Annotated in this window: 16 protein-coding genes; 12 read left to right on the forward strand and 4 right to left on the reverse strand. The window is 62.5% G+C overall.

What is annotated here, in order from left to right; genetic code table 11:
• Nucleotides 1-2,355, forward strand: a complete 2,355-nt coding sequence (locus tag ACSQ3O_RS25970) for a DUF1631 domain-containing protein (RefSeq protein WP_436140952.1) — start codon at nt 1-3, stop codon at nt 2,353-2,355.
• A 70-nt stretch (nt 2,356-2,425) separates the two neighbouring features.
• On the opposite strand, the gene dprA is transcribed toward ACSQ3O_RS25970, so the two are convergent.
• Nucleotides 2,426-3,610, reverse strand: a complete 1,185-nt coding sequence (gene dprA / locus ACSQ3O_RS25975) for a DNA-processing protein DprA (RefSeq protein WP_436140953.1) — start codon at nt 3,608-3,610, stop codon at nt 2,426-2,428.
• Between the two features lie 85 nt (nt 3,611-3,695).
• Nucleotides 3,696-4,907, reverse strand: coding sequence for a LysM peptidoglycan-binding domain-containing protein (locus ACSQ3O_RS25980; protein ID WP_298455528.1), 1,212 nt, complete (start codon nt 4,905-4,907; stop codon nt 3,696-3,698).
• Nucleotides 4,908-5,106: 199 nt separating this feature from the next.
• Here ACSQ3O_RS25980 and def point away from each other — a divergent pair, with 199 nt between their 5' ends.
• The 10 genes from def to ACSQ3O_RS26030 all read left to right on the forward strand — a co-directional run bounded on the left by def (nt 5,107) and on the right by ACSQ3O_RS26030 (nt 13,627).
• Nucleotides 5,107-5,616, forward strand: a complete 510-nt coding sequence (gene def, locus ACSQ3O_RS25985; RefSeq protein WP_298455530.1) for a peptide deformylase — start codon at nt 5,107-5,109, stop codon at nt 5,614-5,616.
• Nucleotides 5,613-6,131: a hypothetical protein gene (locus ACSQ3O_RS25990; RefSeq protein WP_436140954.1), complete on the forward strand. Its 519-nt coding sequence runs from the start codon at nt 5,613-5,615 to the stop codon at nt 6,129-6,131. The genes def and ACSQ3O_RS25990 overlap by 4 nt, the downstream gene beginning before the upstream one ends.
• A gap of 32 nt (nt 6,132-6,163) precedes the next feature.
• Nucleotides 6,164-7,138, forward strand: a complete 975-nt coding sequence (gene fmt / locus ACSQ3O_RS25995; protein WP_436140955.1) for a methionyl-tRNA formyltransferase — start codon at nt 6,164-6,166, stop codon at nt 7,136-7,138.
• Nucleotides 7,135-7,959: an AzlC family ABC transporter permease gene (locus tag ACSQ3O_RS26000; protein WP_436140956.1), complete on the forward strand. Its 825-nt coding sequence runs from the start codon at nt 7,135-7,137 to the stop codon at nt 7,957-7,959. The genes fmt and ACSQ3O_RS26000 overlap by 4 nt, the downstream gene beginning before the upstream one ends.
• Nucleotides 7,959-8,294: an AzlD domain-containing protein gene (locus ACSQ3O_RS26005; protein ID WP_436141176.1), complete on the forward strand. Its 336-nt coding sequence runs from the start codon at nt 7,959-7,961 to the stop codon at nt 8,292-8,294. The genes ACSQ3O_RS26000 and ACSQ3O_RS26005 overlap by 1 nt, the downstream gene beginning before the upstream one ends.
• 176 nt (nt 8,295-8,470) lie before the next feature.
• A complete protein-coding gene (locus ACSQ3O_RS26010) occupies nt 8,471-9,670 on the forward strand; it encodes a phosphoglycerate kinase (RefSeq protein WP_436140957.1) in 1,200 nt (399 codons plus the stop codon).
• A 206-nt stretch (nt 9,671-9,876) separates the two neighbouring features.
• Nucleotides 9,877-10,563, forward strand: coding sequence for a hypothetical protein (locus tag ACSQ3O_RS26015; RefSeq protein WP_436140958.1), 687 nt, complete (start codon nt 9,877-9,879; stop codon nt 10,561-10,563).
• A complete protein-coding gene (locus tag ACSQ3O_RS26020) occupies nt 10,560-11,117 on the forward strand; it encodes a FlgO family outer membrane protein (protein WP_063461550.1) in 558 nt (185 codons plus the stop codon). The genes ACSQ3O_RS26015 and ACSQ3O_RS26020 overlap by 4 nt, the downstream gene beginning before the upstream one ends.
• A 246-nt stretch (nt 11,118-11,363) precedes the next feature.
• Nucleotides 11,364-12,563 (forward strand): tyrosine-type recombinase/integrase, encoded by a 1,200-nt coding sequence (locus ACSQ3O_RS26025; RefSeq protein WP_004883034.1) that lies wholly within the window; start codon nt 11,364-11,366, stop codon nt 12,561-12,563.
• Complete coding sequence (locus tag ACSQ3O_RS26030) at nt 12,560-13,627, forward strand: PDDEXK nuclease domain-containing protein (protein WP_004883035.1); 1,068 nt, start codon at nt 12,560-12,562, stop codon at nt 13,625-13,627. Before ACSQ3O_RS26025 ends, ACSQ3O_RS26030 begins: the two co-directional genes overlap by 4 nt.
• A gap of 239 nt (nt 13,628-13,866) precedes the next feature.
• Here the strand turns inward: ACSQ3O_RS26030 and ACSQ3O_RS26035 are convergent, their stop codons facing one another.
• Both ACSQ3O_RS26035 and ACSQ3O_RS26040 read right to left on the reverse strand, forming a co-directional pair.
• A complete protein-coding gene (locus ACSQ3O_RS26035; RefSeq protein WP_004883036.1) occupies nt 13,867-15,114 on the reverse strand; it encodes a hypothetical protein in 1,248 nt (415 codons plus the stop codon).
• A 288-nt stretch (nt 15,115-15,402) separates the two neighbouring features.
• A complete protein-coding gene (locus ACSQ3O_RS26040; RefSeq protein ID WP_436140959.1) occupies nt 15,403-16,134 on the reverse strand; it encodes a 3'-5' exonuclease in 732 nt (243 codons plus the stop codon).
• A 213-nt stretch (nt 16,135-16,347) separates the two neighbouring features.
• Here ACSQ3O_RS26040 and istA point away from each other — a divergent pair, with 213 nt between their 5' ends.
• Entirely contained in the window at nt 16,348-17,994 is a 1,647-nt protein-coding gene (gene istA, locus ACSQ3O_RS26045; protein WP_374258795.1) for an IS21 family transposase, read from the forward strand.

A 17,994-nucleotide genomic window follows, 5' to 3' on the forward strand; every position in this document is an offset into this window, starting at 1 on the left:
ATGCAGCCCACGCCCTCTTCGGTTCCACAGCGTCGCCTGGCCCGCCAGGCGCGCCAGAAGTTCGTAGAGGGCCTGTGTTCCGGACTCCCTGAACTGGGCAAGACCGTTCAGGAGTTCCTGGCCACCCTGATGACCCAGACGGGCACGGCGCGCGAAATGCAGTCGCGCCGGGACGCATGGATGCAGTACCAGCAACTGCATGACCCCTGGATCCAGCGCACCGCCAAGGCCTGGCAGGAATCTCTGGCCCCCCACGTCAGCAGCACCCGGGGACAACTCGCCGGAGGCGCGGTGGGCAACCAGTTCGAGCTGCTCAGTGACGATGTGGTGGAGAACAAGATCCTGGCCTCGCGCATGGCCCTGACGATTACCGAGCAGGTCGGCCCCCAGTTCGACACCCTGCGCCAGCGCACACAGTCCCTGGAGGGCCAGGAACTCGACGGCAACGACATTCTGCGGCCCGACACCGTGTGCCTGTTGCTGGTGGAACAGTGGGTGGAGTCCGGTCTGTCGCGCACAGACCTGCAGACCGTGGTGGACCCCTTGCAGCGTGACCTGGCCAATCTGCTCCAGAAACATTACCAAGCCGTCAATGTGTTCTATGTCGAGCAGGGCATCACCCCGCAGACAGATCTGAAGTCCCGGGTCCGGCGCACTAGCGGCGGGGCGGTCACAGGCAGTGGGGGCAGCGATTCAGGCTCGGGTGGCCTCGCATCGCAGGCCCTTGCGCAGACCCGTGAAGCCATGGCTGCAGCGCGCGGTAACCCGCTTTTCCCGGCGCAGATGCCACGCATGCCCCAGTTTCCCCCCGGTTACCCCAGGCATGGCATGCACACGGCCTTTGCCACCGGCATGACACCGCTGGCACGGGCTCGCCAACGCGCCCAGGGGGTGATGGGCCAACTGCGCCGCCTGCTCACCCAGCCCGCTACCGGGTTTGACATGGTCAATGCGCCCCCTGCTTCGGCAGCATTGGCCCATGCGCTCACCGCCCACAGGGTGCATGCCGACACCTTCTATACCAATGTCGCCACACTCATGGAGGACTACAGCCCGGCTGCCGTGGTCCAGTTGGCTGGCACGGTGAGGGAGCGGTCCACGGAACTCAAGAAAAAGGCCACGACCACCGGCGAGAAGGCCATCATCGAAGTGGTGGCGCTGATGTTCCAGAGCATTCTGGCCGAAGACCGCATTCCCCCGGCGGTGCGCGTGTGGTTTGCGCGCCTGCAGGTGCCCGTGCTGCGGGTGGCGCTTGCTGAGCCTGAGTTTTTCAGCAACCTGGACCACCCTGCGCGCAAGCTGATCGACCGCATGGGCGCCTGCGTGCTGGGCTTTGACTCCACCAGCATCAACGGCAGCGCGCTGGAGGCCGAAATCCGCCGCGTGGTGCAGGTGATCGAACAATACCCAGAAACGGGGCGTCGGGTGTTCCAGCTCGTGTATGACGAGTTCGAGAAATTCCTGTCCAAGTTCCTCACCGAAAAGCAGGCCACTTCCCGCCTTGTCAGCGTGGCCCAGCAGGTGGAACAGCGGGAAACCCTGGCCATCCAGTACACCATCGAGCTGCGGACCATGTTGCGTGACATGCCGGTGCGCGACGAAATCCGGGAGTTCCTGTTTAAGACCTGGGCGGAGGTGTTGGCCCTGTCCGCGGTGCGTGATGGCCCGCAGCACGCTGACACTGTGGCCTTCAAACGCACGGCGGCCGACCTGGTCTGGGCCGCCAGCGCCAAACCCAACCGCAGCGACCGGGCCCAGGTGATCCAGAACCTGCCGGGCCTGCTCCAGCGCCTGCGCCAGGGCCTCACGCTGCTCGGCGTCAACGGTGCCGAGCAGGACACGCAGGTCAAGACCCTGACCGACACGCTGGCTGATGCCTTCCTGTCCAAGACCGCCTCGATCCCGCAAGCGCACATCGAAGCCATGGCGAAGCGCCTGGCCAATCTTGAGGACTTCATGAGCGATGCCACCTTGGGTGACATGCCACTCAATGCCGACAACATCGAGATGATGCTGGGCATTGATGCATCGTCCATCCATGTGGTGGCCGACAACGGCGCTCCCGTGGATGACGCCATGGTGGCCTGGGCCCAGGAGCTGCAGCCTGGCACTTGGTACACGCTGGATCACAACGGTGCATCGGCCCAGGTGCAGTACGCCTGGCAGAGCCAGCGCAAGCAACTGCACCTGTTCGCGGCGGTCGATGGCAGCAGCTACCTGATCCAGTTGCGCCGCCTGGCCGCCTACCTGCAGGCGGGTCTGCTGGTGGCCCAGGACGAGGAGGGCCTGACGCTGCGCGCCACACGTGACGCGCTGGCCAAGCTCGATGCCAACCCCGAACGGTTGCTGGACTGACGATAGCTTTCAGCCGCCCGCCTCAGAACCCCAGGCAGGGCCCCGTGCCTTCACCGCGAGTTTCTCGGTTTCAGCCTCGTCCCAGACGCTGAAACAGCCCACCGGGCAGACGGGCCACGCTGCCCGCCAGTTCCAACTCCAGCAGCATCACCTGCAGCGAAGCTGTGTCCATGCCGGTGCGCGCCACCAGCGCATCCAGGCCCAGGGGATCAAACCCCAGTGCCGCGAGCACCGGGTTGTCTTCAGGCCCGCTCTCTGTGTGGGGCAGCTCCACAGCAGTCCCGTCACGCTCAGCGGGCATGTCCAGCAAGCCCGGCACTGTGGTGGCAGGGAGCCGTAGCTCTTCCAGGACATCCTGCGCCGACTCGACCAGTTTGGCCCCTTGGCGGATCAGGGCGTGGCAGCCCCGCGACTGGGGGGCATGGATAGAGCCGGGAATGGCAAAAACCTCCCGGCCCTGTTCGACCGCCATCCGCGCCGTGATCAGGGAGCCCGAGGCCAGCGCAGCCTCGACGACCAGGGTTCCTTGGGACAGGCCCGAGATGATGCGGTTTCTCTTGGGGAAATTGGGTGCCAGCGGGGGCGTGCCCAGAGGATATTCACTGACCAGCAGCCCCCGGGCTGCAATGCGGCGGGCCAGGTCGAGGTTCTTGCGGGGGTACACGCGATCCAGGCCGGTCCCCACCACAGCGATGGTCGCCGCAGCCGAAGCGTCCGCCACAGATGCATCCAGCGCGCCCTCGTGGGCGGCAGCATCCACCCCCAGCGCCAGCCCTGACACGATCGTCAGCCCGGCACCGTGCAGTGCACGCGCAAAGAGGCGGGCGTTCTCCGCGCCCTGGGCCGTGGGGTTGCGGCTGCCAACCACGGCCAGGCAACGATCACTCGGGAAAGGCTGGTGCGCCAGCAGATGCTCGGGCCCCGTGAGGTAGAGCAGCAGCGGGGGGTCTTCCGTGTCCAGCAAGGCCTGCGGATAGCGGACATCACCCAGCGTGACAATCGTGCGCGACGGTCCTCCCGGATCCGCGCCAAACAACCACTGGACCGTGGTGTCCCACAAGGCCTGCCACGCGGCAGGGATCTCACACAAATCCCGTGCCTGGGCATTGGTCACACATTGCTGCAACGCCGCCTCGGACTGCTGGAAAATCGCTTGCGGGAGCCCGAAATGGGCCAGCAGCCGCCGCGCGGCGCCATTGCCCACGCCAGGGGTCAGCGTCAAACGCAGCCAGGCGCCCAGCTCTTCATGGTCCATGGGTTTCAATCCGCCCGGGAATAACACGGCGCTACCGCTTCACACCAAAGCGGCGGCACCCCTTCCGCGCCGGAGCGCGCATGGCTTACTTGGGATTGACGAGGCGATCGCCTACGCGCACGCCGTTGCGAATCTCAAGGAGCAGCGCATAAGACACGCGCTCGAAGGTGCGGAACACCATGGCCGTGCCGTTGACCTCGCTGGGCAGCTTGACCATCGCCTTGGACTTGTCGGTGGTGTCCTTGATGCGGTCGCCCTTGGTCATCAGGCTGAGCACATGGCCAGGCTCTACGCCGTCTTCCGAGCCCATGTTGATGGCCACCACCTGGTTTTGCGCAGCGTAGGCCACGGCCGAGCTGCCGTAGATGGACACCACACGGGCGTCCACCTCAACCTCGGGCGCCCGCGGCGTGTAGCTCATGAAGGCGCGCGCGGGTGCGGGCAGCAGGCGGTCACCCGCCTGGACTTCTTCCTTGGTGGCCGACAGGTCTACCGTAGCGGGCACGTACTCGGCGTTGTAGCCGCCTTTGCCATTGGGGGTTTCTTCGAAGGATTCGCCACGCACCAGTTCGGCCTTGCCCACGTACTGCGCTTCGTAGCCCAGCACTGCACCCGTCATCGGGTCCTTGAGGGCCACCGCATTGCGGAAGACGCGGTAGTAGCGTGGTTCACCAGCTTCCGCCAGCATGGGCGAGGCGGCATCTCCACGCACATAGACGCGGTCACCCGACCCCATGAGCACACGCTCGTCGGTCGTGGCGATCACGCGCGGGGCGCGCAGCAGTGTCTGTTCGTCCACCACCAGCGGCTCGACCAGGAAGGGCTCGATCAGGTGCGGCTTGAGGGTGGGGAGTGCGGAATCCATCAGGCTGTCGCTGCGCGTGCGTGGCGAGACACGCACGGTCTCGGGCTCGCCGGTGCCGCCAGGGCGGCTGGTGCTCAGGCGGGCATACCCGCCGTCCTTTTCCAGATAGAGCGTCTGGCCCGGGAAGATCAGGTGTGGATTGGGAATGGCCTTGAGGTTCATGCCCCAGAGTTCAGGCCAGCGCCAGGGGCGCTTGAGGTACATGCCCGAGATACCCCAGAGCGTGTCGCCGCGCTTGACGGTGTAGCTGTCGGGTGCGTTGGGCGCCAGCTCTTCGAGGGGCACGCCCCGCTCGGACACCTGCTGCGCCGTGGCGCGCTGGCTGCTGGAGATGGGGTAGTTCTGCGCCTGAGCCGGCATGACCAGCAGGGCGCCAGCGATGATGGTGAGCGCGCCCAGGGCGGTCCGCCGCACGCTGGTAAATGCCGTCATGTTGTTCCTTTTCTCATGCATTGTGAAACGCCCCCTCACTGGCAACCCGGCGCCTGCAGCATGCGGACGCCCGGGTAACTACGTTACAAACCTTCTTAGATTCTCTGCTCAAGCCCTTGATTCGGCAACGATTATTGGCCTGCAACCCTGCTGCAGGCCGCAAAAGTGGCGAAAATAGCGACATCTTCTACCTGCAGCCATGGCAATCCTTCCCATTCTCTGTTACCCGGACCCCCGGCTCCACAAGGTCGCACGCCCCATCGCGGTGGTGGACGATCGCATCCGTACGCTGGTGGCTGACATGCTGGCCACCATGTACGACGCCCACGGCATCGGCTTGGCGGCCACCCAGGTGGATGTGCACGAGCGCCTGGTGGTAATTGATGTGTCCGAGGAGCGTGACCAGCCCCTGGTGCTGATCAACCCCGAACTCGTCTGGACCAGCGCAGAAAAGCACTTGAACGACGAAGGCTGCTTGTCCGTCCCCGGCATCTACGACGGCGTGGAGCGGTTTGACGCCGTGCACGTGAAGGCGCTTGACGCCCAGGGCGCGTCCCGTGTCATCGAGGCAGACGGCCTGCTGGCCGTGTGCATCCAGCATGAGATGGACCACCTCATGGGCAAGGTGTTTGTGGAATACCTCTCGCCCCTCAAGCGCAACCGCATCAAGACCAAGATGATCAAGCAGCAACGGGAGGCCCGCGAGTGAAACGGGCAGCGCTCTGCGCCCTGCGGGGCGGCGGAGTGCTGGCGCGTGTAGCGCTCGCGGCGCTGGTGGTTCAGCTGGCGGGCTGTGCGCTTCCTGCCCGCGAACAGCCCGGCGCGCTGCGCGCCGAGGTGCTGGCCCGCCTGGGCCCGCCCAGTGCCACTTTTGCACTGGCGTCGGGTGAGCGGCTGCTGTATTCCGAGCTGCCTGCAGGTTTTGAAGCCCACGCCCTCGACTTCGATGCCAGCGGCCGCCTGCTGCGCAACGAGCAAGTGCTGACGCAGGCACGTTTCGAAAACCTTCCGATCGGTGCCTGGACCCGGGCCGATGTAGAGCGCACCTTTGGTGCCCCCCTGCGGGTGGAGCGCGTGGCACGGTTTGATGGCGACATCTGGACCTACCGCTTCCGCCAAAACTCCGACCTGCGCCTGGCCCATGTGCACCTCGACCGCCAGGGCATGGTGCAGAAGGTGCTGTTCACCGACGAACTCCCCCACCTTGACAACGCGCGCGACTGAGCGCGCGCCCAGATATCCGCATGCAGCCATCCATGAGAGTCATTTTTGCCGGTACCCCCGAATTTGCCCGCGTGGCGCTGGAGCGGCTGCTGGCTGCGGGTTTCACCGTCCCGCTGGTGCTCACCCAGCCCGACCGCCCAGCGGGCCGGGGCATGAAACTGCAGGCATCGCCGGTCAAGCAGTGTGCGCTGGACCACGGCATTCCGGTGGCCCAGCCGCGCAGCCTGCGCCTGGACGGCAAGTACCCCGAAGACGCCGCTGCCGCGCGCGACGCGCTGCTGGCCGCCCAGGCAGATGTGATGGTCGTGGCCGCCTACGGACTGATCCTGCCGCAGTGGACCCTGGACATGCCGCGCCTGGGCTGCCTGAACATCCACGCCAGCCTGCTGCCACGCTGGCGCGGCGCGGCGCCCATCCACCGTGCCATCGAAGCAGGCGATGCCGAAACCGGCGTCACCATCATGCAGATGGATGCGGGGTTGGACACGGGCGACATGCTGCTCACCGAGCGCCTGGCCATCACCGCCGACGACACCACGGCGGCGCTGCACGACCGACTGGCCCACCTGGGCGGCCGCATGATCGTGGAAACCCTGGAGCTGGCAGCATGCGGCGGCCTGCAGCCCGTGGCCCAGCCCCCCGAGGGCATCACCTACGCCCACAAGATCGAGAAGGCCGAAAGCAGCATCGACTGGTCCCAACCCGCCAGCGTGATCGGCCAGCGCATCCGCGCGTTCGACCCGTTTCCGGGCGCCAGCACCGAGTGCAGCGGCGAGACCATCAAGATCTGGAGTTATGTTATTGATAGCTTAAAAGGCAATAAAGACGCGCGCAAAGGCCTTGTTTTATCTGCAGACGACACCGGCGTGGTCGTGGCGTGCGGCGCGGGCACGGCCCTGCGCCTGACCACGCTGCAGCGCGCGGGCGGCAAGCGCCTGCCTGCGGCCGACTTCCTGCGCGGCTTTGCGCTGCAGCCCGGCATGGTGCTGGGCACCGCCACCGCATGAGCACACTCGCTGCCCTGCGCAGCACCGTGCGCCACCCGTCGTTCCGGCTCGCGGCCACGGACATGGCAGGCACATCGCTGGGCATCGCCGCCTGGGGTCTGGTCACGGGCGTGGCCATGGTCAAGAGCGGCATGCCGGTGGGCATGGCAGTGTTCATGTCGCTGCTGGTGTACGCGGGCAGCGCACAGCTGGCGGTCATCCCGCTGCTGTCCGTGGGCGCGCCGCTGTGGGTCATCTGGCTCACCGCCGCCTGCGTGAACCTGCGTTTTGTGATTTTCAGCAGCATGTGGCGCAGCTACTTTGCCCACCTGCCGCTGCGCCAGCGCCTCGCGCTCGGGTACTTCAGCGGCGACGTGATCTATGTGGCCTTCATGAAGCGCTTCCCCGAACCACGCCCCGCGCCCGAACAGGTACCGTATTTCTGGGGCGCTGCCACCACCAACTGGCTAGCCTGGCAGGTACCGTCCATCGCGGGCATCCTGCTGGCCAATGCCGTGCCGCTGTCATGGGGGCTGGGGTTTGCCGGGGTGCTGGCCCTGCTGGGCGTGCTGCTGTCGCTGCTGTTTGACCGCGCCACCTGGCTGGCCACGGGCGTTGCGGCCACGGCCGCGATTGCAGCATTTGCGCTGCCGCTCAAGCTCAACATCCTGGTGGCCCTGGCCGCTGCCGTGGCCGCCGGGCTGCTGATGGAGGCGGTAGACCGCCGCCGCCACAAGCCGGAGCTGCTGCTGGTGCCCGCCAACAGCGTCATGCCACCCGAAGAACGCGAGCATGTCGCGGCGGGCGACGTGGTGCCGCTGCGTGAGGAGCGCCATCCATGATGAACGGATCCTGGATCGAACCGGTGCTGGCCATCGTGGGCCTGGCGGTCATCACCGTGGTGTCCCGCTCCTTCTTCATGGTCCCTGAGCGCGAGCTGCCGCTGCCTGGCTGGCTCAAGCGCGGACTCAAGTACGCCCCCCTGGCGGCACTCACCGCCGTGATTGCGCCCGAGATCGTCATGACCCAAGGCGAACTCATCGACACCTTCATGGACGCCCGCCTGCCCGCCGTGGTGTGCGCCAGCGCCTACTACTTCTGGCGCCGGGGCATCCTGGGCACGATCCTGGTGGGCATGGCGGTGTACCTGCCGCTGCACATCGGCTGGGGCTGGTGAAAATAGGCTCCCCCTGAGTCGCCTTCGGCGCCATCCCCCTGCGGGGGACGCACCCCGTGGCCTGGCAAAGCCCGTTCCACGGGAGCACTGGCAAAGACAGAAGGAGAAGGGCTCCCTCCACTGCGGTCACTAAAATGGCCGCCGCGAGAGCCCTCCTTCCCCCTTACACCTCTGCTATGAACATCCTCCGCTTTTCCGATCTGTGTGCCCAAGGCAAGGCCCAAGGCCAGCGCGTTTTCATCCGTGCGGACATGAACGTCCCGCAGGACGACGCAGGTCGCATCACCGAAGACACGCGCATCCGCGCCTCGATCCCCTGCATCCGCATGGCACTGGACGCGGGCGCTGCCGTGATGGTCACCAGCCACCTCGGCCGCCCGACGGAAGGCGAATTCAAGCCTGAGGACTCGCTGGCCCCCGTGGCCCAGCGCCTGTCGGAGCTGCTGGGCCGCGACGTGCCGCTGGTGGCCAACTGGGTGGACGGCGTCACCGTGGCCCCCGGCCAGGTGGTGCTGCTGGAAAACTGCCGCCTGAACGTGGGCGAAAAGAAGAACAAGGAAGAACTGGCGCGCAAGATGGCCGCCCTGTGCGACATCTTCGTGAACGACGCGTTCGGCACTGCCCACCGCGCCGAAGGCACGACCTACGGCATCGCCCAGTTTGCCCCCGTGGCCTGCGCAGGCCCGCTGCTGTCGGCCGAGATCGACGCCCTGACCAAGGCCCTGGCCCAGCCCCAGCGCCCCCTGGCCGCCATCGTGGCAGGCTCCAAGGTGTCCACCAAGCTCACCATCCTGCAAAGCCTGGCCGACAAGGTGGACCAGCTCATCGTGGGCGGTGGCATTGCCAACACCTTCATGCTGGCCGCAGGCCTGCCCATCGGCAAGAGCCTGGCCGAACCCGACCTGCTGGAGGCTGCCAAGTCCGTGATGGCCGCGATGAAGGCTCGGGGCGCCGAAGTGCCGATCCCCACCGACGTGGTCGTGGCCAAGGCGTTCGCCGCCGATGCCCCCGCCACCGTGAAGGCCGCGACCGATGTGGCGCCCGATGACCTGATCCTGGACATTGGCCCCGACACTGCCGCACGCCTGGCAACCCAGCTCAAGTCCGCAGGTACCATCGTCTGGAACGGCCCCGTGGGCGTGTTCGAGTTTGCCGCTTTCGAGAACGGCACCCGCGCCATCGCCACGGCCATTGCCGAATCGGCAGCGTTCAGCATTGCGGGCGGTGGCGACACCCTGGCCGCCATTGCCAAGTACGGCATTGAGAAACAGGTGGGTTACATCTCGACCGGCGGCGGCGCCTTCCTGGAAGTGCTGGAAGGCAAAAAACTGCCCGCTTTCGACATCCTGGAGCAGCGCGCAGCCGCTTCTGTGTAAGCAAATGCAAGGCAAACCGGGTTATTTGGCACCGCATGCCTTGCAGCAGCACACAACTGTGACCAAAAACAACGAACTGTGTACGGCGGAGCGCAGTTAGCGTAATTTTTTCTTGTTTTTGTTGAGGAACCCGCCCAGAATTATTTTTCAATCGTGCGGGCTGTATCTGTCCAGATCCTCGCAAATCTAGTCCGTAGGAGGGAATCATGTCGTTTTCAAAGGCAATCAGCTTGGCCGTTCTGGCTGGCGCTGTAGCAACCTTGGTTGGGTGCGCACAGAGAGCGCCTATTCCCGTTGCGGAAAATTTTGAATACACCTCGCAACCCAAGGTCCGCTCCGCAGGCCATTGGGATCTAGTTTCGCGCGACGTGGTCGGCCAGACGCTGGGCACCCTGGACAAGGCCGGTGTGGCCCCAGGCACACCCATGCATGTGTCGCTGCCTGCCAATCCCACGCAGTTCGAAACCGCGTTCCGCGAGTTCCTGATCACCAAGCTGGTCCAGAACGGTGCCGTGGTGCAGCAAAGCCCCGGTCAGGCGCTGGACGTCTCTTACGGCATCCAGGTGGTGCGCCACAACAGCGAGCGCCCCCGCTTCATCCCCGGCCAGTTCACCATGCTTGCCGCTGGCCTGTTTGCTGCCTACGGCCTGCGCCACGAACACATCGACGCACAGCTGGCCGCCGGCCTGGGCTTGAAGATTGCAGCCGACTACGCCAACAGCATCAACTCGGGCGGCCCGACCAACACCGAGCTGATCCTGACCACCACCGTCACGCGTGGTGGCCAGTACTTGGCCCGCAAGACCGACGTGTACTACCTGGAAAACGCTGACACCCCGCTGTTCACGCGCCCCTCGTACAAGAACGTCAACATGAAGGTTGTCTCGCAATGAAAACCCCCGCACTTCTTCTGACGGTGCTGGCTGGCGCGGTGCTGGCCGGTTGCGCCAACAACTCCGCGCCGGTGCGCGTCGAGCCCACCTACCAGGAAGCCGCCAGCAGCCAGTTCATCCAGACCAGCCGCGATGCCGTCACCAAGCTGACCACCGGCTTTGACATGAACGCACTGGGCGCAGGCCCCGTGCTGGTGGCTACCGTGGTCAACGTCAACGACCTGAGCCGCGCTGCCCCCCTGGGCCGCACGCTGTCCGAGCAATACGCCACCAGCATGGCTGCCAGCGGTTTCAACGTAAAGGAAATCAAGCTGCGCGGCGACGTGTTCGTGCGCGAAGGCCAGGGCGAGCTGCTGCTGTCGCGCGAGATCAAGGACATCGCACGCAACCACAACGCCTCGATGGTGCTGGTGGGCACCTACTCGGCCGCCGCCAACTACACCTACGTGAGCCTGAAGCTGGTGCGCACCGAAGACAGCCGCATCGTGCGCGGCCACGACTACGCACTGCCCAACGACCGCGACGTGCAGCGCCTGCTGGCCGTGCCACGCTGAGCTGCTGCTTGCACTCGCAGGTGTTCCCCACCTGCTCCAACAAAAAGGCCGTTTCGACGGCCTTTTTTTATTTCACCATGACTCCAGCACCGAAATTCGCTGGACTACGCTACAGCCCGATACAGCAGGTTTATCAATGACTTAAGCGAGTTCAACATATGCCGGTGCTTTCCGAAACCTGACCTGACTTCCGACCGCCTGACTCCTATCCGGCCCTTGGAATCCAGGTCTTTCCAAGGAGTCATCATGGCTAAGATCAAACTCACTAAGTCCGCTGTCGATGCGGCGCAACCCCAGGCAGAGGCCGTCGAACTCCGGGACACGCTGGTCCCCGGCTTCCTGTGCAAGATTACCCCGGCGGGTCGCAAGGTGTTCATGCTCCAGTACCGGACGAACGCTGGCGAGCGCCGCAAGCCCTCGCTAGGACTGTACGGGGAGCTGACCGTCGAACAGGCGCGGTCGCTGGCGCAGGAATGGCTGGCCCAAGTCCGCCGAGGCGGAGATCCCGCCGCAGAGAAGGCGGAGGCGCGCCAGGCACCTACGGTCAAGGAGCTATGCACGAAGTTCATGGAGGACTACTCCAAGAAGCGCAACAAGCTCAGCACCCAAGCCGGCTATCAGGCTGTCATCAATCGCAACATTATTCCGCTGCTGGGACGCAAGAAAGTTCAGGACGTGAAGCGTCCTGAAATCGCCGGACTGATGGAAAAGCTTTCGTACAAGCAGACCGAGGCGAACAAGGTATTCAGCGTCTTGCGCAAGATGTTCAACATGGCCGAGGTATGGGGCTATCGGCCCGACGGTACCAACCCTTGCCGTCACGTCCCGATGTTCCCTGCCGGCAAATCGACTCACCTCATCAGCGACGAAGAAATGGGCAACCTGTTCCGACAGCTCGACAAGATCGAGTCGGAGGGGCTGGAGAACTACGTCATCCCTTTGGGAATCCGCCTGCAGTTCGAGTTCGCCGGCCGCCGCTCGGAAATCATCGCGCTGGAATGGAACTGGGTTGACTTGCAGAACCGGCGCGTCGTCTGGCCTGACAGCAAGACAGGCGGCATGTCTAAGCCCATGAGCGAGGAAGCCTATCGGCTACTCTCGACGGCACCCCGGCAGGAGGGTAGCCGCTATGTGCTGCCTTCTCCTAGCCACGCTGGCAAGCATCTAACCACGGGCGAGTATTACGGTGGCTGGAGCCGTGCGCTCAAGGCGGCTGGCGCTACGCACGTGGGCACGCACGGCATCCGCCACCGTTCGGCGACCGACATTGCCAATTCGGGCATCCCGGTCAAGGTCGGCATGGCGCTAACGGCGCACAAGACCGTCGTCATGTTCATGCGCTACGTCCACACCGAGGATAAGCCGGTGCGAGAGGCGGCCGAACTGGTGGCGAATCGGCGTAAGACGATCACCGGGATGCAGGGAGCCAAGGAGGTGGCCGCATGACCCGGCGCAAGGCATCCGTCTCAGCGCCAGCAGCGCCGCCCGCGCTGCTGGGCGACATCCGGGCACTGATCGAAGCGTCGCGCCAGCGCGTCGCCTCGGCGGTCAATGCCGAGCTGACATTGCTGTTCTGGCGCATTGGCCAGCGCATCCATACGGAAGTGCTTGCCGGGCAGCGGGCCGGGTACGGCGACGAAATCCTGCCGACCCTGGCGGCGCAGCTTGTCCGCGACTACGGACGTAGCTTCGCGGACAAGAACCTGCGCCGGATGGTGCAGTTCGCCGCCACCTTCTCGGACGAGCCAATTGTCGTGACGCTGTCACGACAATTGAGCTGGTCGCATTTCGTGGCGCTGCTGCCGCTAAAAGACCCGCTCCAGCGGGACTACTACGTGCAAATGGCCAGCGCCGAACGCTGGAGCGTGCGGACGCTACGCGAGCGCATCGACTCGATGCTATACGAGCGCACGGCGCTGTCCAAGAAGCCGGACGAGACGATCACGCAAGAGCTGGCGGCGATGCGCGATGCGCAGCGCATGTCGCCGGCGCTGGTCATGCGCGACCCGTACATCCTCGACTTCCTGGGCCTGCGCGATACCTGGCAGGAAGGCGACCTGGAAGCCGCGATCATCCGCGAAATGGAGTCTTTTTTGCTGGAGTTGGGCGCGGGCTTCTCTTTCCTAGCCCGGCAGAAACGCATCCAGATCGACGACGAGGATTTCCACCTGGACCTGCTGTTCTATAACCGCAAGCTGCGGCGGCTGGTGGCGGTGGAGTTGAAGATCGGCGAGTTCAAGGCAGCATACAAGGGGCAGATGGAGCTTTATTTGCGTTGGCTCGACAAGCACGAACGCGAACCGGAGGAAGCCTCGCCGCTGGGCATCATTCTTTGTACCGGCAAGAAGTCAGAGCAGATCGAGTTGCTGGAGCTGGACAAGTCGGGCATCCACGTAGCCGAATACCTGACGACCCTGCCGCCGCGTGCGGTGCTGGGGGAGCGGTTGCAGCAGGCGACCGAACGGGCGCGGTTGCAGATCGAGCAGCGGCAGCCTGGCGAGAAGTCCTGACAGCAGCATCTGTCCAACCGTACACCCAAACCACAGCACGAGCATGTGGCAACGGATCTCTTGCTCTATCGAGGCTCCATGCTAGTGTGGAATCGCCATAGGCCGATAAGGAACTGGCCTGCGGCTCAAGGATGCGCTGGGGCTAGTGGGCGCGAGCGCCCAATCACATGATTATCGCGGGCAGCAGCGCCATGTTCTATGCCGATCGCTGTTTTAATTAAATATCTCAAACTATAAAGTCAGTTAATTTTTTCAAAATATTCACGAATCAAGTCATCATTTTTTAAATACGAATCGAGAACCTGAAACAGAAAAAGATCCCCGCTAATATTTATATCAAACGGGATCATTGAGTTATCTATTTTGAATGTCTTTATTTTTCTATGCCCCTTGATGTTGGCATTGCTCAATCTTTCTTGATAGCTATCCAACGTATATACGATAAATTCGTGATCCAAGTGAGTTATAAAAAAATCATCGCCTTTTGAACTGTATTCAAGATGGATGACTTGCGTTACGACGTCGTCGCCTGCCACCTCAAAGTCCTCCATCAATTCTTCAAAAGTCAAACTTAGCTTCTCTGCGTCATGGTGAATCCATAGATTGTTCTCATATTTATCGGTGGAGTAGAACTTTGACAATCTAGGAAGGGAAGATATTTTCAATCGCAACGGAGCGCCAAACTCCATCTCCTCCATTGCAGGGACATAATCGGAGACGTAATCAATCCTGAATGCTATTTCGGACAGCATTCCTTTTTCAATGAGTTCCTCGATAGAGGTAAGCAGCTTCCTCGGAACTTTTATCCAGAAGTGTCGCCCTATGCGTTCATCGCGTATTGTCTGACTATCCTTGTCGTTGAATATCTGAATATTCTCGTTCAGGCTGACAAGACTATATTTAGAGAACTGAGCATCTTCCTTTCTTATGTCAATTCCAATTTTCTCGTACTCACGTTCAACTACCTTGGAATATTTTAGCTCCAGCATCTCAGCCCTCCCCATGATTGATTGGTGCTTGGAATAAAAAATGCAGCCAATGCGATAATTTGCGTAATTTTCTTTTATGTACGAAACACCATCTTCGTCATGGATATGCTTGTAGGAATTGTTGAGAATTTCTAGCGATCCCGGATACTCGTTGAGATAATTATTTAAGTAGTCCATTAAATGCTGGATTGTCTTTATAGCCAATCGCTTGTCCACTAGATCAAGCTGTGGCCCATAAAACTTGGCTGCGTTTGGATGGTCGCGTTTGGCTTCAAATTCTTTCAGAATGGCCGCCTTTTCATTCATGCAGCCCTCCGTATAAGCACGCATTACGTCTGCCTGAAAGCTCTCATTTGCCAGAGAGGTTTGGATGAGGGGAAGCAATTTCTTGACAAAGATCGGGTCTTTATTAAGAAAGACGTAGCAAAATTTCCCAAAGCTGAATAACGCGATTTTTTCCGAAGAAAATTCATTGATTTCTTCAAAGATATTTTTCATATTTTTTACTCAACTCGCCGTAGTCCAAATAGTAAGCGACGGAACCTTGAGCGTCTCCACTTTGTGGATCGCGCTGCTCCACGTTCGCTATTCGCTCATCCCTGACGGGACTGGCATTCGCCAGCCCTCCACGGCCCGACACTGTGATCCGGGCCTGCGCGCTCCGCTTGCATGTTGAGCTGGCGACAGCAGGGCATGCAGAGCGAGCCGCGCGCAGATGATTCAGCCAAACGCTAAACAAAGCTGTAGGGCATCCCATAGAGAGCGCGGTTGCGCTACTCGTGATTTCTATGGAATTTGATCGTATCCAAAACTGCATGAGGCAAGCTTGCGAGTTACTTGATACTCTTCGCCAGAATACTGGCGAACTCGACCTCGTTCCGAAACAAGGTGCAGGTTCTTCCTTGCCCGCGAACCAATGACATACAGCAATTTCATCGCGCTTTCTTGACCGTTCGGATCATTGAAATGCGGCACCATATCTTCTAATAATGCATAAGCGATCACTGCATCGAACTCGGCTCCCTTGACGCCGTGTATCGTCGAGATGGTGATTCCAGTCCTATGCTGAAATACCTTCCTGAATGTCTCAATATCGCCTATAAATTCGCTACCTTCACTCTTCAATCGATTTACCCGGGCTTGCGAACTATCGAAGAAGGCAACGTGATGCTCTTGAAGCAGCGTGAAAAGGCGAAAGTCGATTGCTAAGTTTGCAAACAGACGCTCGAAAAATGCGCTCAAGTAGGTAAGACCATCTGTTTCATCGATCTTAATTGCATTGCACTCCCTCAACAAGGACCTCCGCGTGAGCTTCGACACGCTAGCCCCGGCCGCCTCTAGGTCATTCAGAATCTCCCCGGCCCACCGCAGTCTGCGCACATACATTCCCGGCGATGCCTGAGTAAGTGCAATCTTAGAAAGCCTGTACCAGAAATTCTCTGTGTCCCGTGCAAAGGGAACCATACCGGGGCCATCGAATGAGTACTCCGGCATGCTGGCGACCAAACGACGTGTCATGCTTGCAAGATGCGTCCACTGTGGCGCGAGAATGCACACCTCGTGAGGTGAGATGCCCCCCGGCGGCCACCCAAACTGCCCCACTTATGGCCACCCAAACTGCTCCACCTGGCCGGGGTGAGTTGACCCATTGATTTCGGTGAGTCAGGCGCCTCAGCTCTGACGTGCAGGACGTAACTTCCACCCCCTTGATCACAAGGGGGGATTCACGAGGTGAACGTCTTGAAGCCACATCTACAAACCACGATCTGGACGCTCCTGCGCGCGGGTAACACCCAGCGCGAGATTGAGCGCCGCACCGGCATCTCCCGCCACACCATCCGCGCCTGGGCTAAGCGCTTTGAGGCCCAGGGCGATCCGCCGCCCCCGTCGCCTGACGATTCAAACTGCCCCGGGGTGGCCACCGACCTGGTTGTGCCCCTGGCCAGCCAAACTGCTCCACCCCGGCCACCGGCTTTACTGCTGGCGCCTGCGCCGGCGGCCACCTCGCTGTGTGAGCCCCACCGCGCCTTCATCGAAGCTCAGTTGCGCTTGGGCCGCAATGCCACGGCCATCTACCAGGACCTGGTCGATGCCCACGGCTTTGCTGCACGCTACAACTCCGTCAAACGCTTCGTGGCGCGCATCCGGGTGCGTGAGCCTGAGCAGTTCGACCGCCTGAGCTTCCTGCCCGGCGAGGAGATGCAGGTGGACTTCGGCGAAGGCGCGCCCACCCGCGTGCCCGGCACCGACCGCTGGCGCAAGCCACGCCTGTTCGTGGCCACGCTTCGGTATTCGCGCCGCAGTTTCCGCCGCGTGGTCTGGAATTCTGGCCAACAGGTCTGGGCCGAACTGCACGAACAAGCCTGGCGCTACTTTGGCGGCTCGTGCCGATACGTGGTCCTGGACAACCTCAAGGAAGGCGTGCTCAAGCCCGACCTGTACGAGCCCGAGCTCAACCCCGTGTACGCCGCCACCCTGGCACACTACGAGGTCGTGGCCGACCCGGCGCGGGTACGTGACCCCAACCGCAAGGGCAGTGTCGAGAATGCCATTGGTCACACTCAGGCCACGGCACTCAAGGGCAAGCGCTTCGAGACCATTGAAGAACAGAACACCTACCTGGAGCACTGGGAGACCAAGTGGGCGGCCTCTCGCATCCACGGCTCAGAGCGCCGCCAGGTACAGGCCATGTTCGAAGAAGAGCGGCCCCACCTGCAGCCCTTGCCCACGCTGCCCATGGCGTACTTCCGTGACGAGCAGCGCACCGTGTGCGACGACGGCTGCGTGCGCGTGGCCCATTGCAGCTACGCCGCGCGGCCGGCGCACATTGGCACCAAGGTGCTGGTGCGCATCTTCGAGCGCCGCCTGGAGATTCGCGACCTACAGACCCAGGCCCTGCTGCGCACGCACACCTTGGCCGAGCGGCCAGGCACCGTGGTGCTGCCCATGGACGAGCGCGTCTTCAACCCCTCCCGCGAGACCCTCCACATCCTCAAGCAGGCCGATGCCATCGGCGTGGACGCCGCCCGGCTGTGCCAGATGCTGTTTGCCATCGAAGGCCGTGTGGGCCAGCGCAAGCTGTGGGGCATCGTGCACCTGGCCGACCGCTATCCACGCCAGATGGTCAACACCGCCTGTGCCCAGGCCATCGACGACGGTGTGCACAGCTACCGCCACGTCAAGGCCATCACCGAACGCCTGGTGGCGCAGGCTCTGGCCCAACTCGATGCCGCCCCGACAGCGACGCAGGCCGCACCCGCGAGCACCACGCAAACGCACGACCTCATCCGCAACCCACAGGAGTACGGCGAACTCTTCGCCATGGCCACAGCGGCCACGACACCCGCCATCACACCTCAAGGAGATTTCTTCGCATGA

It is taken from the genome of Acidovorax sp. LjRoot74 (assembly GCF_964254355.1).
Classification (GTDB): Bacteria; Pseudomonadota; Gammaproteobacteria; order Burkholderiales; family Burkholderiaceae_C; genus Acidovorax.